The following is a 22,648-nucleotide window of genomic DNA, read 5'->3' as shown; positions in this document are numbered from 1 at the left end:
GTTTTCAGATGATCAATAATCCGTCTGCTATTGATGATATTGCGGACGCGGAGCAAATCCGCGTCCTTTTTTATGCAAGCAATAGAATGGTTCATGCGCCATTGAATAAGGTGCTTGATCTTGTCAAAAACGATATACAGCATGATCTTTTAAGCGCTTTGGCACAATATCAAGAAGCAACAGATAAACGCATAGAGATCATGCAAAAACTTATTGATGAATTACAGTCTCTCATCCCCCACAACCTCAAAAACAAACTTACTAAGGAATGAAACGTGATGCCATTACCCTATCATACGCATATATTTAAGCTTGAACCAGCAACAAAGAAAGAAGTTAAAGAAGGTGTTTTAGATAGTAAGGCTCTTGCACCCGTTTCAGTGGGGAGTGCAGCAGCTTATGAGGTAGAGTATTTTGCAACTGCTGCTCAAGGAAAAAAGGCTGATGATGCTGTTGCAAAGAGAGATATTGGAGCTCTTGCTTACAAAGATAAGGTCACAATTCACGATATTAAAGCAAGTGGTGAAGCCCGTGAGAATGCGATTTTATCAGGCGCTGGCTGGGTAAAAATATCGCCTTTAGGGATTGGCGATATGAAGGCTGCTACATATGACCCCGACAATGTGGGGTCAAATGCATTTTCTATGGAAAATATGCACGAGGGTCCTACCAAAAAGATCTTAACCACAGAGGAAAGATCAAAGCTACGATGGTTGAGTTCTACGCAGCCAACGATGGAAAAATGGCGGAGGGGAGATGAAGGTGTTTATTATCCCATATCTCCAGTAGATCTCAAAAATACCATTCGTTATTTTGTAGGCTCAAAGTCTGTTGGTATGTCAAAATCAGTTTATGATCCAGATAAAATAGAAAAAGATGCCTTTGATATGGAGAATATGAAAGAGGGGAATACGCATCTTATTTTAACCCCTCAAGAACGTGCACAGGTTGCAAAAATTGATAAAATTGAAGATGTGGCACAGCACGCACAAGAAAGTGCACAACAAGGGCTTTATGCAGCAAGTGAGGCAAGGAGTATAGGGAGTGCTGCATTCAATACAGCGGATTTTGCACAAACAATAGCTGAGTCCGCACAAAAAACAGGAGACAGGGCACAAGCTGTGGCAAGTGTCGCACAAGAAACAGCGGATAGTGTACAGAAAAAAGTTGATCTCATTCAACCTCTTGCAAAAAAAGACTGGATTGATGGCACAAAGACAGTGGATGCACTTATCTCACCAGCCAAACTGATGGCTTCAATCAAAGCAAATAGTAGCAATAGCAGCGGCGCTGGTAGCGGCAACAATGGTGGCGGGGTTAGAAAACCTGTTGAAATTCTGATGACAGAAAGCGGAGATATTCCATTGCCTGATGGTATTACTGCTGACACCGATATCGAAGTATGGGCTTGGGGCGGTGGAGGTGGTGGCGTTAAAGATGGCGGCGGCGGCGGCGGTCAATGCGTGCATGTTAAAATGAAAGGTTCTGATTTAGATAAATTAAAAACAGCTTACATTGGTCGTGGTGGTAAAGGCAATGACAGTAACATTTTATGCAATGGTGGTAAAACAATTATCAAAGGGCTTGTTACTGCAGAAGGAGGATATTCCGTTTCCATGATTTATGTTAACTTTGGAGGGAAAGGCGGGGATGGAGGAGGAAACAGGGAGGGCAGCAGTGGTGAAAGCTTTATTTTTTCTGGTGGTAATGGTGGAGGGAGTGGAATAGACGGCAAGAGAGCTGGTACTGGTGGAAGTTCTTTTCTTGGCGGCGGCGGCGGTGGTGGCGGTAAATGTAAGGGTTCTATCATGGGGCAGGGCGGTGAGAGTTACAAAGGTGGTAGAGGTGGTCGTGGCGGCAATGGAGCTGGCGGCGGCGGCGGGGGATATTTCGATGGGAAATCCGGAGGCGACAAAATTGGCGGCGACGGTGGTGACGGAGCAGTACTCATAAAGGTATATTTATAAGGTGAATTGAACAATGGCACGGAAAATAAGTAAAGACTGTTTATACTGTTTAAAAAAGTGGGAAGGTTTGCGCTTGCAGGCTTATCAAGATACTTCTGGCGTGTGGACGATTGGTTATGGTCATACGAAAAAAGCCGGGAAACCAACAGTTGTTGAAGGTATGGTGATTACGGAAAAAAAAGCCGAAACCATGCTTTTAGCAGATTTGCAGCAATATGAGAGAGCGGTAGAAAAAGCAGTTTGTGTGAATTTAAGCGACGAGCAGTTCGGCGCTCTTGTTTCCTTTTGTTATAATGTAGGTATTGCAGCTTTCCAAAACTCTACATTGCTTAAAAGGCTTAATCGGGGGGATTATGAAGCAGTACCAACCGAATTGCAGAAATGGACCAAAGCAGGAGGCAAACGTTTACAAGGTCTCGTACACCGGCGTGTAGCAGAGGCAGGGCTATGGGCGAAAGGGGCTTATGTTTCTTCTAATTATCAAACAGTAGAAACGAAACAACCAACAGGGTTTCTCAAAGCAGAAGCATTGGCACCGATTATTGGTTCTTTCTCAGGTCTTGGTGGGTTTTTAGCGGGCAATGGACCAATCCAATGGGCTTTAGCCGCCATTATGGTTTTAGCGGCATGTACTGGCATTTTCTTTGTTGCTAAACGCTTTCAGGAGCACCGCCTATGATCTTATGGATGAAAAGAAACTTGATGGTAACAGGTGCGGCTTTAGCCGCTTTTTTTATTGCCTTAGCAAAAGCTTTTACTCTTGGGAAAAAAGTAGAGCAACAAAAGCAAACAGAAAAAGCTTTAAAAGCAGCCACAACACGGCTTGAGGTGGAAAGTGAAGTTAATCAAAAAAGTGATGCTGATGTGCGTGCTGCTCTCTCTCACTGGTTGCGCGACAAATAAATATGTTTCTTCTTGTGTTGGTTGGTTACCTATTTATTTAAGCCGGCAAGATCTGAACACCATTAGCTCAAACTTAGCAAGAGAGATCTTAAAGCATAACGAGCAGGGTCAACGCTTGTGTGGGTGGAAACATGGCTAGAAAAAAAACACAAGACGATATAGAGCTTACAGAAGCAGAAAAAGAAATGCTTCAAGAAATGATACTTACCTACCAAAGTGTGAAAATGATGTCTCGCTTTATGAAATGGATAGCGTTTTTTATCTTTTTGTTGATCCTTGATTTTGCACGCCTCATGGATGCGCTAGATAATGTCATTGCACATTTAAAGCAGTGGTTCTCAAAGAACTGAACAACTGTCATAAAAGAAAAAATTTCGTAAAATTCTTTATTACTATGAATTGGAGATCCAATTATAAACGCAGTTCAGAATGGGAACCAAGTCGTAAAAGCTCTAGTGTTTTGGCATCTGGCTTTCGATAGATCAAAACTAAATCCGGCTTTATGTGACAATCACGACAATTGCGCCACTGACCTGTTAGTGCATGATCTCTCCAATGCGCCTTTAGCGGTTCATTCTCCGCTAACGCTTTGACCACAAGCAGCAAATCCTCCTCTAGTGCATTAGCATATTTACCTTTGCTTTCACGTTTAAGGTCACGGCGGAATGAACGCGTATAGACAATTTCCCGCATAGCAAGCTTAGGTTTGCTTTTCAGATTTACGTGCTTCGGTTCTATCTGAGCGTATCATGGTCCTTAAGCCGTCTAATGATGTACGTTCGACGCGTCCCATTTCGGCATCCTCGATAGCTTGTAATGTTTCCGGATTTGGTTGGAATAGATCAAGTGGTAATGCTCTATCTCTAGCAATGCGGGTCATAAACATGCGCACTGCATCCGATATAGTTAAACCCGTAGACTTAATAACTGCACTTGCAATTTCTTGAACTTCATCAGGTATGCGGGCTTGAATTTTTCCCATTACTAAACCTCCTACTTAATTGTACTACAATGTACTACATTTCAAACCTATGTCAAGAGATTTATCCGTCATGCTATACAACCTTGTGTATTAAGGAGGGTAGGAAGTCAATTTTTAAAAGGAGCTAACCAAAACCTGAGAATTTCTGCTAGAATCACGAGAGAGCTTCTTTTTTAATAGGATTTTTTAGATGCCAACACCATTTGGTAAAACCTTACGCAAACTTCGCATTGATCATTCAGAACGCCTTTTAGATATGGCTAAAAAATTAGATATATCTGTAGCATTTTTATCATCTGTAGAAATTGGCAAAAGATCTGTTCCTGTAGGATTAGAGGAAAAGATAATTGAACTCTACACTTTAGATCAAGAGGTAGCAGAAATTTTGAGAAGAGAATCGGATGCTTGTCGTAAAAGCTTCACTATAAAGCCTTCTAATCCGTTGAGTCGTGAAATTGTTGGCATGTTTGTTAGAAATTTACATAATCTTTCACAACAGGATTTAGCAGAATTTAAAAAATTATTAGAGAAAGTTAGCAAACAAGCATGCGCTTCGTAGAAGCATGTTCGAGAATCCTATTCCCGAACCTTTCTTTACGAATCCCGCACCTTGAAAAAACACACATGAAATCAATAAGCTATAGCACCATAAAAGTGCTGTGGCGGAGGGGGTGGGATTCGAACCCACGGTACAGTCTCCTGCACGCCGGTTTTCAAGACCGGTGCCTTAAACCGCTCGGCCACCCCTCCAAACTGGATATGCTTTTTGACAAATTTCTTGCAAAAGGTCAATCATTTTAATACGCATTTTAAAGCGTTCTTTGTAAAATTATTTAAATTTCAATTAAAATAATTCTTCATAAGTTAATTCTTTGAGTGTGTTATCTAACAGTTTCATTTTTAAACATGATCGTTTTTTCTGAAAAAATGAAAAGTAAATATGATATTTATCATTTCTTTTTTCTGTTTAAAAATTTTTTACAAAGCAATATTTTTTTAAGTTTTAACGACCGATATTCGTAATAATAAGAAATGTTCAGTTGAAAATATTTGATAAATTATATTAAATTCTTTGCGGGCGTGTATTTTTGAATTATTTTATCTTTCCAGATATTTATTCTATTCAAATCGTTCATATCTGCGAAAAAAAATGTTATTGTTTTGACAGTTTATGAGAGATAAATTTGTAAGAATGACATAATATATTCAAGGAAAGTTTTTATTGAGTTTAAATAAGCATAATTCGATAAGAAAGCTCTTTAAAAGATTTTAATTTTCTAAATAAAAATATTTAGATATTTAGTGCGTCTAAAGGGCTGCTTGGAGGGAATGGCTGGTTTGCACTATTTGAAAAAATTTTATGTAAGATTTGCATCGATAGTTTAAAATCTCTTCCAGATATGACTGGAAATTAGGTATATTTATAATGCTTTTTTTGTGGGAGAAGCAAAAAGTTAGTTGGAATAGAAGAAAAGATTATTGAACAATACGCTTAGATCAATAGATAGCTTGCTAAGGTATTGCATAGTTTTTCAAGAATAGAACTTAAAAACGCTAAATTATGCAGAGGCAGAAAGCATAAACTTTAACAGACAAGCTTTTAAAAGCCGATTCATTCATAAGTATGTGTAAAATAAAAAACTTATTTACAAAATAAAATGGTGGGCGATGAGAGAAAATAAAAAGCAAGTAAAATAAAATAGTTATGTCTAATATGAGGGAATAGGTGAATCTTGATTCTATTGAGTTTTTTTGCCTCTATCCCTCATCTTTTTGAAGCTTTTTTATAGCTTCAAGAGCTAGTCTTTTACGATCTGCGCTCTTTGTATAAAGAGATGCCATTTGATCTTCTGTCCAGCCAAAAATTGCTTTGAGTTGTGATACTGTTGCACCAGAGTTAGCTGCGCGTGTTGCTGCTAATTTTCTTAATCCATGCGCCGATTTTTTAATTCCAGCCGCATTACAAGCGTCTCTAAATGCATTCCCAAAGCTTTCTTTGGTGAATTTTTGATTCATTTTACTACAGATAAATGTTTTTTCTCCAATAGGACCAATTTCAAGTGTTTTTGCTAGTTCCGGTAAAATAGGAAGAAAAACATCTGTTTGAAATTTACTTTTTTCTGTTTTGAGGTGAATGATATTATCTTTGGCATCTTTCCAGCCAATGCGTACCGCATCACCACGACGCAAGCCCGTATACAGAAGAACATCAATCCAAACGCGTTCATGGGTACCATGGGACCATCTTTGATAATATTTCTCAACATCTTCTTCTGTCCAAACAGGAAATCCCTCTTTGTTTTTGAGGGGTGGTCTTTTTATTCCTAAAGCTGGGTTATTTTCCAAAAGACCTTGATCAATTGCCCAATTAAAAAGTCCATTAAGGGCTTTCAGGAAGTTTCTAGCCATTGCTGGTGTTTCTTTACGCCGTTCAACACCGGCTATGATATGTTTCTTTTCAATTGCTTGGTATGGAATATTTCCTATGGTATCATATACCTTCATAAGGATGAGTTCTTTTTGTTTTTGGGTGACTTTAGAAAGGCTATGCCAATTGGAGCTGTTAAAGTATTGTTTAAGTAGCCATGCAAATGACCATTCAACAAGTTTACCAGTTTTTGATTTAGGAAGTATAAGCCCTTGTAACTCGGCAAGTGCGCTTTTGTAGTTGTCGACAAACTCTTGCGTTCCATAGGTACCGCGTATTCTAATACGTGGTCCATGACCAATACGTACATACCATATAATTTTACCATGGCGTGTGACTTCTTTGACAAGATGAGGGGGGCGTGGTTTTGGCATAAGCAATTTTAGATCTTAGAAAGCGCGGTTTCGTAATATTCATTCTTTGACAAATCTAAAAGTTTGTCTGGGTGGTTAACTGAATTTGGTATTGGGATATCGGATTTGAGATAGATAAGCAGTTCACCTGTAGGTTTGATTTCTACGAGTTCACATCCTTGTTTTTAGCTTCTCTTAAAGCGCGAGCAATGGCTGGTTGCGTTATAGCAGCTGGACGAGGCGCCATATCTTTTCTCCTTACATTGAGATGCAATTCACGTGTGGCGTGAATCACGCTTGTGTTGAAAGTTGTTAGGAAGGGTGGGGGTGCTCGTAGATATGCGGGGAACAAAACACCCCCATAAGGTTAAGCAGCTTTTGTTGAGAGTTGTTTTATCTCTCGTTCTATCTCTGCTAAAAAGGCTTCAACGGCTTGATTGATCTGTTCAATTTGTTGATCATCACGGAGAACACGCTTGACTTTCATGCGCAAGTGAAAGGATTCCCTCGCAAAACGTGGGTCATAGCTTACGAAATCACACCACTTTCGTCCTGTACAAGCCATTTGGAATTGCATTTGTGCGTGATATTCTGGTTTGATTTCATCATCTATACAAAAGCGCATATGTGTTACTGATCTCGGGCATTTGACTTCGATTAAACCGTCTTCTCCAATAAGCCGTGATGAAGTAGTAAAAGCGCCGCCTCATAAGAATAAGAAGAGTAAGAAGAAGGGTAAGTGAGGTGTGAATAAGATGACAGTTAAAAAGAAGTATGAACTCACAGATGAAACAATTGAGTTTGATGGAAGAACTCTTCACCGTATTAGAGCATTACGAGACTTTAGAAATGTTAAAAAAGGTGACCTAGGCGGTTTTATAGAAAAAGAAGACAATCTAAGTCATGAGGGAGACTGTTGGGTTGGGGACGATGCAAAGGTTTATGGTAATGCCAACGTTTATGATAACGCTCATGTTTATGGCAATGCCATTGTTTATTTTGATGCTAAAGTTTTTGGTAATGCACATGTATACGGTACAGCAATAATTTGTGAAAATGCCCGTGTGTGTGGTGATGCATGGATTGATACAGGTTCTATTAGTGGTTGTGATTTAGTTAATAGTAGTAAAAAGAAATACGAACTTACAGATGATACAGTTGATCTTGGTCCTTTCAAGGTACACCGAATACGAGCATTGAGAAGCTTTGGCAAAGTAAAGAAAGGTGATTTAGGTGGTTGGGTAGAGAGTGAAGAAAATCTCAGTCATGAAGGTAATTGTTGGATTAGTGGTTTAGGGGCTGTTTTTGGTGACGGCAGATTACGTGGTGATGACCTAGTTCCAAACTTTAAGTACATTTCTAATACGACTTATAAATTGTCTATGTTAACACCACAACAATACATGGCATCTCTACCTTGGCACCGTAGAATATGGGAGCGACTCCGTTATTATTGGGAGTACAGAATATGGCTTTAGTTGTTAGAACTATTCATAAGGTGTTTCTCTTTTTTTGAAGAATTTATTCCAAAAAATGTCGTTCTGTTTATCTGTCCACCGGAAAAAACCAAGACAAAACGTAGTCTCAACCTTTTCCTCTGGATCATTACATGAGGTGTGTTCAACTACAATGATTATAGGTTTTGTTAAGCGTGGTTCTTCAGGGAATATATCAAACCACAAAGTCAATTTACTCTCATGTTTTATACTAAAAAGATCAAAAAAACCTGTATACTCAGGCTTTAGTTTTGGGTCTATTAAATCAATGTGCTTTGGAGTTTTTAAGGCGATTTTTGTTGCATTCTTCAATTTCTTAGAGTCTGAGATACCTTCGGTAGGATCTGGATAAAGTGCTTTAGTAAATTTAAACGGGTGATCTTCGGGTATTTTGATGTGATTTATCTTGATGATTTGTTTTGTTGGATTGTGGATGATTAATTCTAGGCGAACTTTAACTTCTTGAAGAGTCTTTGGAGACGTTTGCGCAAAAATTTTACGTACACTATAGCTTTGCAACTTTTGTCCTAAACGTTTTTCTTTTTGTTCTTTGTAGTTTTTATAAAAAACAAAGCTTGCTGAGGCCGTACTGATGATAAAAGAAATAAACCCAGATATTATTGACATATTTTACACGCCTTTTCCTTCCCGCTTTTGGGAAAAAACACTTCTATAAAACACATTTTGTATGTAGAGGTGCTGTGAATAACACGATTCTTTGTTTTGATCTAGGTACCAAAACGGGGTGGGCGATACGTGGTGCAAGTGGTGACATATTCAGTGGTACCGTGAATTTTCAATCGCGCCGTTTTGAAGGCGGTGGGATGCGTTACTTGCGTTTTAAGCAATGGCTATCAGAAATAAAGCAGACAGCAGGTCAAATTGACGCGGTGTATTTTGAAGAGGTGAGGCGTCATAAAGGTACAGATGCAGCGCATGTTTACGGTGGTTTGTTAGCAACGTTAACGGCGTGGTGTGAACAGCATCAGATACCGTATGAGGGGATACCAGTAAGTACGATTAAGAAAGCGACGACAGCAAGGGGCTTTAACAGCTTACTTGTAATCTATTTATATCTGTGTAATAATATACATTATGGATAGATTTATTGGGATAGGTAAGGCCGCTCAAGTTTTGGGTGTTTCGATTAGCACTTTGCGCCGTTGGGAAGGTGAAGGCAAAATTATTTCTGAGCATACGGCAGGAGGACACCGCCGTTATGACCTATCCAAGCTTAGGCCTGAGCTTTTTCATTCGAGAGAACTGTCACAAAGAAAAACCATTGCTTATGCGCGTGTATCGAGCCATGATCAAAAAGACGATTTAGAGCGACAAAAACAGGTTCTTGAGCTTTATTGCGCAAGCCAAGGTTGGACTTATGAACTCATCTCTGATTTAGGGTCAGGGATGAATTATCGTAAAAAGGGTCTTAAACGTTTATTGGATGCTCTCATTGAAAATGAGATAGGTCGTTTGGTGATTACGCATAAAGATCGTTTATTGCGCTTTGGTGCAGAATTGGTCTTCGCCATTTGTGAAGCCAAACAAGTTGAGGTTGTCATTCTCAATCAGGGGGAAGAAAGCAGTTTTGAAGAAGATTTAGCCAAAGATGTTTTAGAAATTATTACTGTCTTTAGTGCTCGTCTTTATGGAAGTCGTTCGAGAAAAAATCAAAGGTTATTAGAGAATGTTCGTCAAGCTGTAGAGGCATCGCAATGATTGTTGCTCACAAAATAGCTCTAGACTTAAACAATAAGCAACGAAGCTACATGGCTCGAGCCAGTGGTTGCGCGCGCTTTGCTTATAATTGGGCACTGAAGGAATGGCAGCAGCAATATGAAGCATGGAAGAAAGATAATAATTTACCAAAGCCTAATGACTATGCGCTACGTAGACAATTCAATTCTCTAAAACGAGAACAATTTCCATGGATGATGGAAGTTACTAAAAATGCTCCACAAATGGCAATTATTCAATTGGGTGTGGCTTTTAAGAATTTCTTTTCAGGGAGAAGCCGATATCCCAGTTTTAGAAAGAAAGGAGTGCACGATCGTTTTACTTTGACCAATGATCAAATACAGTTGCAAGGTTTCAAGATAAGAATTCCCAAACTTGGTTGGGTTCGTCTGCGAGAACAATTGCGATTTCAAGGAAAGATCTTGTCAGCAACCATTAGCCGTAAAGCGGATCGGTGGTTTGTAAGTCTTAGCGTTGAAACAGATAATCAAGAGTCACTGAGCGAGAACCAAGCTATTGTTGGTCTTGATTTGGGCATCAATGCACTTGCAACGCTTTCGACAGGAGAAACCATAGGAGGCGTTAAACCTTATAAGGCTTTGCTAAATCGTTTACGGCGCTTATCACGAAGGCTAAGCCGTAAGCAAAAAGGCTCGAGCAATCGTTATAAGGAGAAACAAAAACTCGCTAAGCTTCATGCACGGATAAGTAATATCAGAACAGATCATTTGCATAAGGTTACAACAGATTTAATTCAGCGTTTTGGTACATTTTGTCTCGAAGATCTTCATGTAAAAGGCTTGCTGAAAAATAAGCATTTATCGTGTGCCCTTGCAGATCAAAGTTTTTTCGAGTTTCGCCGTCAATTGGAATATAAGGCGGCACGTTATGGTCGACAGATTGTTATTGCAGATCGTTGGTATGCGAGCAGTAAGATCTGCCATCATTGCGGATGTAAGATTGAACAATTGCCTCTTAACATACGTGAGTGGAGATGTTCTCATTGTGGTACACACCATGATCGAGACATTAATGCCGCGATTAATTTAAAAAACTTGGCGGTGAGTTCCACCGTATCAGCCTGTGGAGAGGAAGGCTCTGGCCAATGTCCTGTGACTTTGGTGAAACCAGCCTCAAAGAAGCAGGAAATCAACAGTATATTTAATCAGAAATGATCACATTTACATAAGTTTGATAGAACGGAATGCGTCGAAAGAAGAGATGATTAAGGCGGTGCGTGCAAAAGGGCACAATCCGAAAGATGACAACGAAGCAGATGCTTTAGCAATTTTATATTTAGTTAAAGGAAAGGAGGGCATTCATGTCTATTAGTAGAGTTCCTTGCGTAAGATTTTGTTCCAATCAGTTTTTAAAAGAGCTTATGGGAGTCGTCGATTAAGTCAATTGATGGTCGTATAGCCTTTCAGTTTTCTGGTCTTGACCGGAATATTGCAAGTATCAAATCCATGGGGAGGATTTTGCTTTGTTGGGTTGATGAGGCAGAGCCCGTTACAGAGACGGCTTGGCAAACGCTTATACCGACTTTGCGTGAAGAGGGAGAGGGGTGGAGAGCAGAGTTATGGGTGACATGGAACCCTCTTCGAGAGAATGCCCCCGTTGAGAAGCGGTTTCGCTTTTCAGACAATGAGGTAATCAAGCGTGTGGAGATCAACTGGTCAGACAATGTAAGATATAATATCAAAAAACACAATAAAGTCAATAGCTTGTATGCAATTATTTTTATGAATCCACTCAAGAATCCATCCTTTTATACGTGATTCATTTGACCATTTTTTATATAAGATTGCCATGTATGAATAGACCATAAAAAGCAAATCATGGTGCAAATATTATAACGCATGGGTGCATTCAAATGAAATGAAAAGCAGTTATCATTCATAACAGTTCATAAATTTTATGATACGTTTTTATCACAGCAGAAATCGCATACGTTTAAAGATCCCATCTTGTTTTAAAGATTGGATTGTTAATCACATGATAAAAACATAAAATTACAGTTCTCAAAATTAGAAGCGTAAAATAGAGAGCTGTCATAACAGCATCATCATAACAGCGAACATTTTAAAGATTGCATAAAAGGATTAAGTGGAATACAATCCTTCTTTAATTTCATATTCTTCTTCTAAATTTGCTGTAGAGGGCTATACTGGTGGGTTGCGCTTATGGGGAATGCCACAAAATATTCGTGTTTGTTCAATCCAAGTTGATAAAGTTAATACGGATTTTCGTCGCAATTTTAAAGGATTCCCAGAGATACCTCCAGAGAATCTTGCCAAAATGCTTCACCCAGATGACATTGCTTCCGCGGTCAACTTTATTCTTTCCTCATCTAATACCGCACAAATTTCTTCTATACGTCTCGATGCTCCACTTTGGTATCAAATATAAGGATCTATCCAATGAAAATCACGCCCAGAATAGCTCTTGTCTTAACCCTCGTAGGAACCTTTTTTTGGGGTTCCAATTTCCAAGCCACTAAGATAGCTTTAACGACTGTTTCTCCATGGACAGCTTCTTTTGAGCGGTTTCTCATTGCCGTAAGCGCCATATTTTTAATTATGATTTTCAAAGAAGGCTTGCGGTGGCATGTTTTATCGCAAAATTTTATTTCTTATATTTTCCTAGGGATTATCGGTGTGGCAGGGTTTAATGGCGCTTTATTTGTTGGCTTGCAAACGTCAAATCCCATAACAGCCTCCCTCATCATGGCGACAACCCCTATTAGTGCTAATATTATTGAAGCTATCATGAATAAATCTTTCCCAACCTGTGAGAGGGTTATAGGGATGCTCATTAGCATGTTCGGGGTCTATTTAGTCATAACAAATGGGAGATTTTTGTCTAACCATGTTTCCTTTGCCAAAGGAGATATTATGATTCTTTTAGGTTCCATTGGTTGGGCGTTCTATACCGTGGGCACGCGGTCATTTGTCAAGAACGCAACCCCGCTTGAAACAACAAGCTGGACGATGCTCTCTGGCACCGTCGCCCTTGGCGTCCTAACCTTTTTATTCGAATCCCCTCTTCAAGAAACGATGTCTATGTCCGGCGCTAGTTTCTTCGCACTCCTTTGGATGGGGGTTGCAGGATCAGTTTTAGCCTACCTATTTTGGAATATTGGAATAGCGATCCGAGGTCCGGGTAAGACGGCGATATTTTTCAATTTTGTACCTATTTCAGCCTTATTGGTGCAAATCCTGTTCGGCTTCATCCCTCAAATCATGCAAATCATAGGCGTTTTTGTTACGATTTTTGGAGTTCTAATCGGACAAGGCTATATATTCAGCTTACTAGGATCTAGAAAAGCCGTTCCCAATGCGCATAAAGAGTAATATACTTTTTAAGATGAATGGAAATTGGCGTGTTATTTTTCGCTTTATCGGAACAGATGTGGAGCTTGTTGATTATCAAGATTACCATTGATGAAAGGAATGAAAACAAATGACGCATAACCCCGCCCATTCTAGTGAAGTTCTAAAAGTAGCTTTTTTAGAAGAAATGGGGATAACAATACAAAAATTAGCGTATCGTCTTCATATAACAAAATACGTATTTATTGTCAAATAATATTTTATCTTTTTTTGATATTTTTTATATTTTTTAAATACGTTGTGTATTGATAATATCTTATGATTATGAATTGCTTCTTTTATATTTATATGCGTTTAAAGCTATATTATGGGCTTTATGAAACGATTGCGTTATGTTTTGAATCCTATACATCTATAATATTTAAAAAGGCTCTCATAATGCGTATTTTTATCTTTATAACCTATCAGTTTTTTTACTAAATGAATTTAAATTTTTTTGTGAATTTTGTTTATAATACATTTAAAATTTAATAGCCTCTTATAGGTGCTCTCTTTATAATCAATGCGTTCATTTACAGTTTAGTTATTTGAAGCTGCTGTTTTTACGCATTTTCTATAGCTGTTATATGCTTTATAGCCATGGCATCATTTTTCATTTTCATAAGAGAAACGATAAGTAGGATAATTGTAATTTATAGACTGTTATGAAAACATCTAAAGAGAGATTGATAATTATAGAGATCAGTAAAATTCCTTTTAATAGGCTTTTGTCAGTGATGTCAGTTTTGTCAGTTATTTTTAGACCCTCTATTATTTTTTTTGAATGGTAAAAAATTAAAATCAATATATTTCAATATGTTAATATCTTTAAAACATAACTTATATCAAGAGTACAATCTTTAAAGATAGCCAATGATGTGAATTGATTAAAACTTGTCAGTTATGTGTCAGTAAATTGAACTGACAAAAGTGATCATTTTAATGAGTCATTAAAACGTGTCTTATGAAAAGCATATGAAATTAAAAACTGATTACGTTATCAAAATCCTTTTTATGAATTTTATCAGTTCTTTTGAATGATAACCTTATGATTTAGAGAATGATTATAACGTGCTTTATGAAAATCATGTGATCCTTTAAAGCCTTTCAAAAGATGGTTTATAACTCATAAGAAATGCTATCAAGATCATTAGGTTATGAGTTTTGGGGGTGCTTTTTATACGTATTATTTTATTTTTTTAATTAAAAATAAAAATCATTATATTTCAATGCGTTAATGTTTTAAATAAACAACCTATATTAAATACAATCCGTAAATACAATCTATAATATATATAAAAAGGGGTTTTGTAGGGGTTTTGGGGGTTTTAAGAACCTACAAAACCTATAAGTAATATAAGAAAATGAATATACATAACTCTTTTTAAACAAAGCTTTTGAAAAGGATAAAGTTATCATTTTAGATTACGGTATAACCTCTTAAAGGCAATGTAAAAAAATCTAATTCTATTTAAGAGTGGGTTTCTTAAAAGTCTTAAAGCAATCCAAATAAGAGTATCTAAAAGTGCAAGTTTCTTCTTTTTAGAATAACGCATGATAAATTATCCTTTTAAAGATTGTACGTAAGCAATGTATAAAGGGGGTATAGAACCTATAGGTATAAGACCTTTTACCCCTTATAAGGTTAACATACCCATTATGTGGCATACCAAGTCTATTCAGTTTCTCTAATTTCCAATTTTGGTAGTTTTTTTACGATTTTCATGGTTTCTAAACTTACGGTAATAACCCTTTGAAACAACTCTAGAGGGTAGGCAGGGTTGCCAATGGTTTCAACGGCATAACGATTGGCATCATTCACAATGCCACTCTTTTTATCAGTCTTTACACATTGACGCCCCATAACCCATTCAAGAGCGGGTCTACCATTGACAATATACTCATAAGCTTCTGAAGCGGGTCTTGCGTCAAATAGGCAATGACAAACTTTTCAAAAGCAGCTTGCTTTTCTTGCTCTGATATCGCTTGATCACGATAGGCTTGTAAGAGAGAGCGTAAAGAGACATGTTTATTATCAGAATAAAGAGGGTGAGACATAAAGAATAGACTCCATGACAATATATTCTACTGATTAATTCTCTTCAAAAGAATCAAAGTGAAGCCAATTAAATCCATTTGGGATAAATAGCGAGTGTCAGATGAGGTGAAATTCTTGCAAAACCAGAAATTTTTTTTCAAAAAGGCTTTTAAAAGGTACTTATCCACAGCCCATGACATGGAATAAGATCAGCAAAGTAGTGAAATTTGCTGTTCGTTTCACGTATTCATCAAGATAAATGTACTACGTGCTTTAAAATATCAGAATGAGTATTTTGATAGGTTTTGTAGGTTCTTAAAACCCCCAAAACCCCTACAAAACCCCTTTAAATATATATTATAGATTGTATTTATTGATTGCATTTAATATAGGTTGTTTCTTTAAAACATTAACATATTGAAATATAATAACTTTTATTTCTAATTAAAAAAATAAAATAATACCTATAAAAAGCACCCCCAAAACTCATAATGGGGAGTGCTTTGAAGAGTTCACTGTTATATTGTTAATGTTCTATAAGATTTCCAAATTGCCTCAGTGTGATGTTTTATGGCTTGTCATTAAGGGATTCCATTCATAGCGTATGGTAGGGCGACCGCCTTGTGAGCTCTTGTCTCCAGAGATTTCACGTATATAGTTACAACGGCATAAAAGCTCTAAAGCTTGCTTAACGGCTCCATTATCTTTGAAACATTTCCAATCACGTTTATAAATATCCCTTGTTGTAAAAACATCGGGTAAATGATCACAACGTTCGACAATTAATTTTGCCCCCTCTGTTGCTAAGCTATCCGCCGCCGCATAAAGACGTTTGACATGACTTAACAAATATTTTTCCCAATACAAGGCTCTTTCAAGGGCATCTCTATTGATTTCAAAACGCCCACCCTCAACCAGTTCAAAAATCAACGCAAGGGTTGGTATGGTTTGATTCATTTTCAAAAGATGCGCTTGTAAACTTGATGAGAAATGACCATCATTTATTTTTTTCTGAAAATTTTCCCACTATTCACGAAACATCTCTTGGGCATCAGTAGAAAAGCGTATGGTAATGGGGTGTTTTGGTGATCCTAAAGGTTTATCATAAAGAGAACGAAAGACTCCTTGATAGCTTTCCCATGCCTGTCTATCAACCCATAACCGCTCTTTTCGTTCATCGCGGGTCACACCAGCATTTGAAATCGTTGCAATAAGCCGTCATTATTTGTTCCATGGTGCATTGCTTGAATAATGGGAATAATCCGTGAAGGTTGAATGCCCCCAATAATGGAAATGGTTGCATAGGGAATAAAAATGGTTCCACGTTCAATACGGTCATAGGTGTATGATTTTTTGCCATTAAAAGCTGTTAGATAAAAAGAACGGTCTGATTGATATTCCTTCCATTTCAAATCGGATAAAAAACCAGATAATTCATCACGAACCAACAATAAACCACGGGGGGTTTCTTTTAACAATTCCCCAAGCTTTTCGACGGTCACATCATTGACAATAAGACGTCGTTTATTAAGCGTGTCATCTTCCTCACTTTCTTTATGTTCAAGAGATTGTGAAAGAAGGGCAAGGGCTTGTTCCTCGTCTTGATCTTTGAGTGCTTTTTAGGCTTGTTTTTTCTTTTCTCTTTTGTCTAATTCAATAAGAATATCTTTTGTTTCTTGCTGTTTTTTCTTCTTTAACCATTTTTGATGCCATTCCTCCTGAAAAACATCGAGAGGTGCTAAAGCAGCTTCCATGGTATCTGTTTTCATAGTTTGAATGTTCCCCCACCATGGCACCCCAGAGATTAGGAACAATTTTCCAATTGGCGTGTTGTTTTGGAGCAACCCGCACGCCATTTCCAATGACAGCAGACAATCCACATAAAGCAGAAACAGCAACAAAATCGATAGAAGATTGTTGAATATCAGCAACGTCATAAACATAGTTTATTAACGGCGTTGGAAGCAGGAATATTTTAAAAGGCTCGACGGGTAAGAGAGCCGTAGCAATCGGTTTTTTAATTGCCCCTAACCATTTTGTTGCAAGGCTTGTTCATAAGAAATGGCTTTTAAACAAGTATTTTCGTTTAAAGAGACATTATCGTTATCATTGACGGGAGTATTTTCATTATTGTTTTGTAAATTACTATCTTTCATAGTTTCCCTCTTTTAAGAAAGTAATACGTTATTAAAATCAGTTCCTTTTGGAGCTTGCATCATAAAGACCTCAAAGCCTTGTCTATAGGCACGTGCAGCGAGGGTAAAACCTGCTTTACGACCAGCCTCATCGCCATCCATTGCAATTGTCAGACGCCCTTTTGTAGGAGGTAAATTCACATGCATCATGCCATGGGTTGAAAGGGACGCCCATAAATCAACGGGCTCTGATAACAACCCAGACAGCAGAGCCAGACCGGTTTCAATGCCCTCACAAATGACCAGATGTTTTGGATTGGCTTGACTTAATTGCACCCCACCACCCGTGATAGAACCCAACATGGCTTTGGCTGGTTTTTGATCTGTTTTGCAGCCATTGTCTTTTAAAAAGGTTCTATGAATGGCAAAGGAACCAGCCCCCTTAACAAGAGCAATCAACGCGGGCAATGTACCCCCAGAGGGGTGTAGACATTTGTCGTAAAAGCGTAAATCTGTAGGCAAATCACATGTAATACCCCGCATACGTAAATAGGTTTCTGCTAAAGTATTTTTGATTGGTTGGCTTTGTTGCCAAATTGCTTTTGCTCTCTCTGCTTTCTGTTTTGCTCGTTTGAGATCAGCACAAAACTGTTTTGAGAAAGAGAGCGTGTGATCATAGGCTTTATCAAAAAAGGCTTGTTTTCCAAGCAACCCAATTCTTATGAGCGCTTGTATGATCTCTCTAAAAGAGCAGCCAGCATAACAAGTGAGTAAAAGACGCCCATCATTTCCATTAGAAATAGATAAACTAGGCAGCCTATCATCATGAGCAGGGCAACGGGCTGTTCCATAACGCCCATGCCAAACCCCGCGCAAGGCACGTGTAATGCCCTGCGCATTCTTAAAAGAACACATCATTTTAAATCCTATAACGTTGCGTCATAGGACGGATTGTGCTATCTCTAGGGTGATGAGTTTGAGAAAGCCTTGTCCGTCCTTACGTGACAAGGTTTTTTTATGCCGCGTCACTTTGACGTTGCTGTTTTGCTTGCTCGATGACATTCAAGAGATCTGATTGTAACCAACGGGATAAAAAACCAAATTTTAAAGGTTTTGGGAGAGAGCCATTGGTTACATGACGGCGGAAAGTTGAGACACTCATATGAAGCAATTTTGCACTTTCACGGTCTGTTAAAAGAATATCATTTTCTGTCATACTAAAATCCTTTCATTTTCAAAAAATAGAAACAAATCATGCCCATTTATTAACCACATTTTTGTTTATTTTTGAAGGTATTTTATTTATAGAAAACAATATTTTATCATATAATTTGTGATGTAATAATTTATGAGTCTTATTGAGAAAGAATGAGAGAGAAGAGAGCTAAAGTTATCCACAGATAATGGGGTTATTCACCCCATATCTTAAGATTGACCCGTGACATATGCCGCCCATTTATCCATATAAACACGGCGCTGTTCTAGATAGTCAGTACGACGATAGGCACGCTCTACTTGCCCTCCGACCGTATGACTTAAAATGGTTTCAGCGACCTCATAGGGGGCATCGGTTGTTTCAGCAAGCCAATTGCGTAAACTAGAGCGAAATCCATGGGGGCAGGATTCAAGTTTATTTTTTTTCATATAAATTGACATACACTTTTCAGCAAGGGGATTCCGACCGGTTGCAGAAAAGAAGAAATCATTACGAGAAAGCCCGCGTGCTTGTTTTAGAATTTTTAATGCTTCTGTTGATAAAGGAACGCGAAATTCTTTTGTCGTATCACGCTTTCCTTTCATACTCTCAGCAGGAATGGTCCATATATCCCCATCAATCTGATTTTCACGAATATGACGTATGGGATTGGTACGAACCCCTGTAAGGATAAGCAAACGCAAAGCCAGTTGTGTCACGGTTGTTGTTTGGCAAAGTGTTTTATAAAAAGCGGGAATGTCTCTCCAATCCATAGCTGGTATATTTTGTGCTTTATGGAGTTGTTTTCCTAAGAGAGAACGTGCTTTTTCTACAGCAGCTTGTAAATCAACATCTAATTTTGTATAAGCAAAGATGTCGATTATATCGGATTCAGCCCGCTCGATACGTCGTCATTTAGTTTTTCTAGAAAAAATAATACAAAGGATCGATCTAAGGCTTTAAGAAACAAAACTCTTCCGCCAAACGCCTCACTTTTTCATTTGAGAGATGAATTATCAAGGAAAGAATCCCCCTACAGATTTATATAGATAAAAAGTTCCAAGAAAGGAAAATCTCATGGACGTCACAAAATTTTGTAAATTGTATTAATTATTACTTAGGCGAAAATTCTACGTACGTTTCGTCGCCGTTAATGTGTTTATTTCCATTTTCATCCTTGATATTGGACTAATGGAGATTTAAAAAATTGCTTTTATTCAGAAGCTTTTGGGAACCTACAAAATTATGAGGCAATAGATTGGTCTGCTCAAAGCGTTTAAAAATCTTTGAAAGAATCTGGCGCATGTAGCGGATGTCGTGGGAAGGTATTTTGTGGATAAGGTTAAGCAATTTAAGATTTATAGTGTTAGCAAGTCTACTGCTCTAGTGGTTGCTGTTTTACCACTTTTTTTGTCGGAAAAATTGCATTTGTCGCAAGCGGATATTGTTTTAATCGGTAGTTATTTTTTATTGCTTCCTTTGATCTTAGAAGTCCCCTTGGGTTTATTATCAGATGTTTATGGAAGTAAGCGCGTTATTTATACTGGGCTGTTTTTCTTTCTTTGCGGTTTTTTAGCTCTTTTTATGAATTATGCATATTTTGCTTACGCCACTTATTTGTTGTGTATTACATTAGCAACCGCTTGTTTCTCAGGTGCGGAAGATAGTTTACTCTTCTCTGTAGTACCAAAGCATCGCACACTGTTTTCCGTTAAGTCCGAAGTGGCTGCTGTTACCTATAGTGTGACAACGGTACTTATTTTTTTAGGGGGAATACTTTATTATGTGCATCCTGCATTGCCTTTGATTTTTCAAGTCCTTTCATTAATTTTTGCTATTTTTATGTTTTCAAAACTGACGAAGGGATTAGATAGTTTTCATATCAACGCTCATCCGAATATTTTCACAGTTATGTGCGCCAGCGGTAAAGAAGTCAAAAATCCCTATCGCTTCACTCTTATTTTTTTAAGTGCAGTTTCAGCTTTTGCTATTTTGGTTAATAATCGAACTGTTTCTATCGCATTTTCTGATTTTTTGCCATTTCAACCTGCTATTTTGGTTTCGATTATTTTTATCATTGGGAATTTTTGTTCAGCAAGTTCCAATATATTGTTTCAGAAGTATTTTTCAAAGTTTCAAAATCCTATTTTTCCCGTCTTAATGATTGGTTGTATGGTAACCATTGCTTTTTTTCTCATGTCATTTCAAATCATTGCGGCTCTTATATTAGGATTTTTACTGCTATGTGTTTTTAAGTCTGCTTATCGATCTTATCTGTCGTCTCTTCTTATAAATTCACTGATTGATCCCAAAGCTATCGCGACTGTTTTATCATTTACAGCCATTATTACAGCTGTTGTATCCTTTGCATTCAGTTTTTTATACGGTCATGTTTTTTCAACATTCCGGCAAGCTAATTTGTGGTTGGCAGTGATTATGGCTGTGATTTTTGGGGTGTCTGCTTTAATTATTTTTGTCAGAAAACAAGAAATCATTTGGTTACAGCCTGAAAATGCACAATCGTCAAAACAACATTTCTTGAAACGCAAGCATCAAGAGTTTTGCTATGGGCAAATTTATCCGGAAGCATCGTGCATTAATGAAAACATCAAGGATGGCTCTTTTCGACAAAGTCTCTATCCTGCACCAAATTTGATAACACTTTGCGATGAAGTAGTCGAATGGGAGTTTATCCGAGGTACTGTATTGAGCCAAATGGATTTGCTACATCAAAAGGCGATTATTGATCAAATCAATAAGATCTTTCAAGATCGATTAAGCAAGAATATAATCTTATCACATGGAGATTTACATCCTGATAATATCATTGTTACTTCTGATAGTTCTTTTATGGTAGTGGATTGGGATTTATGTCAAGAAGCCAGTCCGGAATTGGATATCTTAACATTTTTCACCAGTCCAAGATTATCTCTCAATTTAGAAGAACGGATAGACTATATTTCTCATTTGCTGTCTATATCAAAGGATGAAGCTTTACCAATGATAAAAGCGTTTGTGGCTAAAAAAATTTCTGATCTTTGTCTATACCAAAATATTTTCATGAAACAATTAGTATTGGATTATATGAACTTGAATAAGAAATTTCATGGGCGATAATATTGTAATTTGTAATAAAAATTGCAGTGCGGGCTGCAATCATTGTCCGTATTCGATGGAATGTATGGTGAGAGATGACGCGTTGCCTGAATCTTTATATACAATAAATGACATAAAATCTGATTTTATTATTCTTTCTGGTGGAGAGCCTTTTGAGCTCGATTATGATTTACTTCATAAATATACTTGTATGTGTCTCATTTGTAAAAAATATTTTCGGATTGCAACAGGGGGGCATATCTATATTCAACCATATTTGAAGCTATTAAAGAGTAATCCGTTCTTTTTAGGGATACAAATAGGCACAGATGTTATTTCAGAGATAAGAAATCTAGACAGTAAAAAATATAAACAAACGTGGGTGCGTAACATAGAATGTATGAAAAAATATAGCGTACCATATAGTGTGACGATTACTTTATCGGAGAGATTCGATTTGGCAGAAGTGTTAGCTCTAATATGTATCGCTACTCCCGAGTTCATTTTAGTTAATTTTGAAAATAGAAAAAAGTACGAGAATACATTTCAGTTAAATATGATACGGGATTTTTTTTCTGGCTGTGAGATAAAATATGGATATACGCATCAGAGTTTACACCAATAAATATAAACTATCAGCTTCTTTTCACAGTTCTTCTGGTGTGTTAAGAGTGCATTGACAGAAGTTCAAGAGAAGGCACAGAGGAACAGTGACAGTCTTTCTGAACTTCAAGGTAAGGTAGGTTCTCTTTCCACTAGTTTTTTAGAGGATGTGCGTTTTCATCAACCTGACAGGATTCTGGAAGCCGATCCGACAAATAGAAAAGGTATTGTGATCAATAAAGGGGTATGTTTTCGCTTTTATCATGATGGTGAGAATGGGGGTAGGTACCTCTTTTACCGCGTTCCAGGGCGTGGAAGGATGTCTTTTGACGAAGATCTTGAAG

The 22,648-nt window shown here is 37.6% G+C and carries 21 protein-coding genes, 1 tRNA gene and 9 pseudogenes; 18 read left to right on the top strand and 13 right to left on the bottom strand.

Annotation, left to right across the window (positions count from 1 at the left end; genetic code table 11):
• Positions 1 to 8: 8 nt before the first annotated feature.
• The 5 genes from ACFIJ8_RS08070 to ACFIJ8_RS08050 all read left to right on the top strand — a co-directional run bounded on the left by ACFIJ8_RS08070 (position 9) and on the right by ACFIJ8_RS08050 (position 3,220).
• Positions 9 to 272 (top strand): hypothetical protein, encoded by a 264-nt coding sequence (locus ACFIJ8_RS08070; protein ID WP_273788004.1) that lies wholly within the window; start codon positions 9 to 11, stop codon positions 270 to 272.
• A gap of 6 nt (positions 273 to 278) precedes the next feature.
• The gene (locus tag ACFIJ8_RS08065; RefSeq protein ID WP_375639364.1) at positions 279 to 1,967 is read left to right on the top strand and encodes a hypothetical protein; all 1,689 of its coding nucleotides are present in this window, start codon (positions 279 to 281) and stop codon (positions 1,965 to 1,967) included.
• A 13-nt stretch (positions 1,968 to 1,980) separates the two neighbouring features.
• Entirely contained in the window at positions 1,981 to 2,646 is a 666-nt protein-coding gene (locus ACFIJ8_RS08060) for a lysozyme (RefSeq protein ID WP_375639343.1), read from the top strand.
• On the top strand, positions 2,643 to 2,870 hold the full coding sequence (locus tag ACFIJ8_RS08055; RefSeq protein WP_273788001.1) for a hypothetical protein: 228 nt from the start codon (positions 2,643 to 2,645) through the stop codon (positions 2,868 to 2,870). Before ACFIJ8_RS08060 ends, ACFIJ8_RS08055 begins: the two co-directional genes overlap by 4 nt.
• Positions 2,871 to 3,001: 131 nt before the next feature.
• Positions 3,002 to 3,220 (top strand): hypothetical protein, encoded by a 219-nt coding sequence (locus ACFIJ8_RS08050; protein ID WP_273787999.1) that lies wholly within the window; start codon positions 3,002 to 3,004, stop codon positions 3,218 to 3,220.
• A 61-nt stretch (positions 3,221 to 3,281) separates the two neighbouring features.
• Here the strand turns inward: ACFIJ8_RS08050 and ACFIJ8_RS08045 are convergent, their stop codons facing one another.
• On the bottom strand, positions 3,282 to 3,563 hold the full coding sequence (locus ACFIJ8_RS08045) for a type II toxin-antitoxin system YafQ family toxin (protein WP_273787998.1): 282 nt from the start codon (positions 3,561 to 3,563) through the stop codon (positions 3,282 to 3,284).
• Between the two features lie 7 nt (positions 3,564 to 3,570).
• Positions 3,571 to 3,852, bottom strand: a complete 282-nt coding sequence (locus ACFIJ8_RS08040; RefSeq protein ID WP_015856349.1) for a type II toxin-antitoxin system RelB/DinJ family antitoxin — start codon at positions 3,850 to 3,852, stop codon at positions 3,571 to 3,573.
• 190 nt (positions 3,853 to 4,042) lie between these two features.
• On the opposite strand from ACFIJ8_RS08040, the gene ACFIJ8_RS08035 reads away from it, so the two are divergent.
• On the top strand, positions 4,043 to 4,411 hold the full coding sequence (locus ACFIJ8_RS08035; RefSeq protein ID WP_273787997.1) for a helix-turn-helix domain-containing protein: 369 nt from the start codon (positions 4,043 to 4,045) through the stop codon (positions 4,409 to 4,411).
• 101 nt (positions 4,412 to 4,512) lie between these two features.
• On the opposite strand, the gene ACFIJ8_RS08030 is transcribed toward ACFIJ8_RS08035, so the two are convergent.
• From ACFIJ8_RS08030 to ACFIJ8_RS08015, 4 genes and pseudogenes are all read right to left on the bottom strand, one after another.
• Positions 4,513 to 4,602, bottom strand: a tRNA-Ser gene (locus ACFIJ8_RS08030).
• Positions 4,603 to 5,610: 1,008 nt separating this feature from the next.
• On the bottom strand, positions 5,611 to 6,654 hold the full coding sequence (locus tag ACFIJ8_RS08025) for a tyrosine-type recombinase/integrase (RefSeq protein ID WP_375639342.1): 1,044 nt from the start codon (positions 6,652 to 6,654) through the stop codon (positions 5,611 to 5,613).
• Between the two features lie 8 nt (positions 6,655 to 6,662).
• Positions 6,663 to 6,880: pseudogene (locus tag ACFIJ8_RS08020) on the bottom strand (hypothetical protein).
• A gap of 120 nt (positions 6,881 to 7,000) precedes the next feature.
• Positions 7,001 to 7,312 (bottom strand): annotated as a pseudogene (locus ACFIJ8_RS08015) (YqaJ viral recombinase family protein); the annotation flags it as partial.
• Between the two features lie 76 nt (positions 7,313 to 7,388).
• On the opposite strand from ACFIJ8_RS08015, the gene ACFIJ8_RS08010 reads away from it, so the two are divergent.
• Complete coding sequence (locus ACFIJ8_RS08010; RefSeq protein ID WP_375639363.1) at positions 7,389 to 8,111, top strand: hypothetical protein; 723 nt, start codon at positions 7,389 to 7,391, stop codon at positions 8,109 to 8,111.
• Between the two features lie 9 nt (positions 8,112 to 8,120).
• Here ACFIJ8_RS08010 and ACFIJ8_RS08005 read toward each other — a convergent pair whose 3' ends face one another.
• Positions 8,121 to 8,756: a hypothetical protein gene (locus ACFIJ8_RS08005; RefSeq protein ID WP_375639341.1), complete on the bottom strand. Its 636-nt coding sequence runs from the start codon at positions 8,754 to 8,756 to the stop codon at positions 8,121 to 8,123.
• Between the two features lie 74 nt (positions 8,757 to 8,830).
• On the opposite strand from ACFIJ8_RS08005, the gene ACFIJ8_RS08000 reads away from it, so the two are divergent.
• From ACFIJ8_RS08000 to ACFIJ8_RS07965, 8 genes and pseudogenes are all read left to right on the top strand, one after another.
• Positions 8,831 to 9,232: a hypothetical protein gene (locus ACFIJ8_RS08000; protein WP_375639340.1), complete on the top strand. Its 402-nt coding sequence runs from the start codon at positions 8,831 to 8,833 to the stop codon at positions 9,230 to 9,232.
• On the top strand, positions 9,225 to 9,848 hold the full coding sequence (locus tag ACFIJ8_RS07995; protein WP_375624374.1) for an IS607 family transposase: 624 nt from the start codon (positions 9,225 to 9,227) through the stop codon (positions 9,846 to 9,848). The genes ACFIJ8_RS08000 and ACFIJ8_RS07995 overlap by 8 nt, the downstream gene beginning before the upstream one ends.
• A complete protein-coding gene (locus tag ACFIJ8_RS07990; RefSeq protein WP_375639339.1) occupies positions 9,845 to 11,041 on the top strand; it encodes an RNA-guided endonuclease InsQ/TnpB family protein in 1,197 nt (398 codons plus the stop codon). The genes ACFIJ8_RS07995 and ACFIJ8_RS07990 overlap by 4 nt, the downstream gene beginning before the upstream one ends.
• 210 nt (positions 11,042 to 11,251) lie before the next feature.
• Positions 11,252 to 11,560: pseudogene (locus ACFIJ8_RS07985) on the top strand (phage terminase large subunit); the annotation flags it as partial.
• Between the two features lie 412 nt (positions 11,561 to 11,972).
• Positions 11,973 to 12,275, top strand: a complete 303-nt coding sequence (locus ACFIJ8_RS07980; protein ID WP_375639338.1) for an SDR family NAD(P)-dependent oxidoreductase — start codon at positions 11,973 to 11,975, stop codon at positions 12,273 to 12,275.
• A gap of 11 nt (positions 12,276 to 12,286) precedes the next feature.
• Complete coding sequence (locus tag ACFIJ8_RS07975; protein ID WP_375639337.1) at positions 12,287 to 13,219, top strand: DMT family transporter; 933 nt, start codon at positions 12,287 to 12,289, stop codon at positions 13,217 to 13,219.
• A gap of 13 nt (positions 13,220 to 13,232) precedes the next feature.
• Positions 13,233 to 13,310, top strand: a pseudogene (locus tag ACFIJ8_RS07970) (Killer protein); the annotation flags it as partial.
• A gap of 18 nt (positions 13,311 to 13,328) precedes the next feature.
• Positions 13,329 to 13,433 (top strand): annotated as a pseudogene (locus ACFIJ8_RS07965) (transcriptional regulator); the annotation flags it as partial.
• A 1,479-nt stretch (positions 13,434 to 14,912) separates the two neighbouring features.
• Here the strand turns inward: ACFIJ8_RS07965 and ACFIJ8_RS07960 are convergent.
• The 6 genes and pseudogenes from ACFIJ8_RS07960 to ACFIJ8_RS07935 all read right to left on the bottom strand — a co-directional run.
• Positions 14,913 to 15,149: pseudogene (locus ACFIJ8_RS07960) on the bottom strand (type ISP restriction/modification enzyme); the annotation flags it as partial.
• Positions 15,083 to 15,295, bottom strand: a complete 213-nt coding sequence (locus ACFIJ8_RS07955; RefSeq protein ID WP_375639336.1) for a hypothetical protein — start codon at positions 15,293 to 15,295, stop codon at positions 15,083 to 15,085. The pseudogene ACFIJ8_RS07960 and the gene ACFIJ8_RS07955, both read right to left, overlap by 67 nt.
• Positions 15,296 to 15,830: 535 nt before the next feature.
• Positions 15,831 to 17,431: pseudogene (locus ACFIJ8_RS07950) on the bottom strand (DUF3987 domain-containing protein).
• Between the two features lie 12 nt (positions 17,432 to 17,443).
• Complete coding sequence (locus tag ACFIJ8_RS07945) at positions 17,444 to 18,328, bottom strand: toprim domain-containing protein (protein ID WP_375639335.1); 885 nt, start codon at positions 18,326 to 18,328, stop codon at positions 17,444 to 17,446.
• Positions 18,329 to 18,425: 97 nt separating this feature from the next.
• Positions 18,426 to 18,626: an AlpA family transcriptional regulator gene (locus ACFIJ8_RS07940; RefSeq protein ID WP_007347209.1), complete on the bottom strand. Its 201-nt coding sequence runs from the start codon at positions 18,624 to 18,626 to the stop codon at positions 18,426 to 18,428.
• 209 nt (positions 18,627 to 18,835) lie between these two features.
• Positions 18,836 to 19,462 (bottom strand): annotated as a pseudogene (locus ACFIJ8_RS07935) (tyrosine-type recombinase/integrase); the annotation flags it as partial.
• A gap of 475 nt (positions 19,463 to 19,937) precedes the next feature.
• Between ACFIJ8_RS07935 and ACFIJ8_RS07930 the strand changes: the two are divergent.
• The 3 genes and pseudogenes from ACFIJ8_RS07930 to ACFIJ8_RS07920 all read left to right on the top strand — a co-directional run.
• Positions 19,938 to 21,722, top strand: a complete 1,785-nt coding sequence (locus ACFIJ8_RS07930) for an MFS transporter (protein ID WP_375639334.1) — start codon at positions 19,938 to 19,940, stop codon at positions 21,720 to 21,722.
• A complete protein-coding gene (locus tag ACFIJ8_RS07925) occupies positions 21,712 to 22,326 on the top strand; it encodes a hypothetical protein (protein WP_375639333.1) in 615 nt (204 codons plus the stop codon). Before ACFIJ8_RS07930 ends, ACFIJ8_RS07925 begins: the two co-directional genes overlap by 11 nt.
• Before the next feature lie 51 nt (positions 22,327 to 22,377).
• Positions 22,378 to 22,648 (top strand): annotated as a pseudogene (locus tag ACFIJ8_RS07920) (hypothetical protein); the annotation flags it as partial.

The organism is Bartonella sp. MF74HXZ (assembly GCF_042194445.1).
GTDB classification, from domain to species: Bacteria; Pseudomonadota; Alphaproteobacteria; order Rhizobiales; family Rhizobiaceae; genus Bartonella; species Bartonella grahamii.
Note: the sequence above shows the minus strand (reverse complement) of the source record. Positions and strands in the feature narration are given on the sequence as shown.

Bases quoted from the DNA above. Each gene is read 5' to 3' on its own strand.
- ACFIJ8_RS08070 (WP_273788004.1), top strand. From the start codon at position 9: ATGATCAATAATCCGTCTGCTATTGATGATATTGCGGACGCGGAGCAA.
- ACFIJ8_RS08065 (WP_375639364.1), top strand. From the start codon at position 279: ATGCCATTACCCTATCATACGCATATATTTAAGCTTGAACCAGCAACA.
- ACFIJ8_RS08060 (WP_375639343.1), top strand. From the start codon at position 1,981: ATGGCACGGAAAATAAGTAAAGACTGTTTATACTGTTTAAAAAAGTGG.
- ACFIJ8_RS08055 (WP_273788001.1), top strand. From the start codon at position 2,643: ATGATCTTATGGATGAAAAGAAACTTGATGGTAACAGGTGCGGCTTTA.
- ACFIJ8_RS08050 (WP_273787999.1), top strand. From the start codon at position 3,002: ATGGCTAGAAAAAAAACACAAGACGATATAGAGCTTACAGAAGCAGAA.
- ACFIJ8_RS08045 (WP_273787998.1), bottom strand. From the start codon at position 3,563: ATGCGGGAAATTGTCTATACGCGTTCATTCCGCCGTGACCTTAAACGT.
- ACFIJ8_RS08040 (WP_015856349.1), bottom strand. From the start codon at position 3,852: ATGGGAAAAATTCAAGCCCGCATACCTGATGAAGTTCAAGAAATTGCA.
- ACFIJ8_RS08035 (WP_273787997.1), top strand. From the start codon at position 4,043: ATGCCAACACCATTTGGTAAAACCTTACGCAAACTTCGCATTGATCAT.
- ACFIJ8_RS08025 (WP_375639342.1), bottom strand. From the start codon at position 6,654: ATGCCAAAACCACGCCCCCCTCATCTTGTCAAAGAAGTCACACGCCAT.
- ACFIJ8_RS08010 (WP_375639363.1), top strand. From the start codon at position 7,389: ATGACAGTTAAAAAGAAGTATGAACTCACAGATGAAACAATTGAGTTT.
- ACFIJ8_RS08005 (WP_375639341.1), bottom strand. From the start codon at position 8,756: ATGTCAATAATATCTGGGTTTATTTCTTTTATCATCAGTACGGCCTCA.
- ACFIJ8_RS07995 (WP_375624374.1), top strand. From the start codon at position 9,225: ATGGATAGATTTATTGGGATAGGTAAGGCCGCTCAAGTTTTGGGTGTT.
- ACFIJ8_RS07990 (WP_375639339.1), top strand. From the start codon at position 9,845: ATGATTGTTGCTCACAAAATAGCTCTAGACTTAAACAATAAGCAACGA.
- ACFIJ8_RS07975 (WP_375639337.1), top strand. From the start codon at position 12,287: ATGAAAATCACGCCCAGAATAGCTCTTGTCTTAACCCTCGTAGGAACC.
- ACFIJ8_RS07955 (WP_375639336.1), bottom strand. From the start codon at position 15,295: ATGTCTCACCCTCTTTATTCTGATAATAAACATGTCTCTTTACGCTCT.
- ACFIJ8_RS07945 (WP_375639335.1), bottom strand. From the start codon at position 18,328: ATGATGTGTTCTTTTAAGAATGCGCAGGGCATTACACGTGCCTTGCGC.
- ACFIJ8_RS07940 (WP_007347209.1), bottom strand. From the start codon at position 18,626: ATGACAGAAAATGATATTCTTTTAACAGACCGTGAAAGTGCAAAATTG.
- ACFIJ8_RS07925 (WP_375639333.1), top strand. From the start codon at position 21,712: ATGGGCGATAATATTGTAATTTGTAATAAAAATTGCAGTGCGGGCTGC.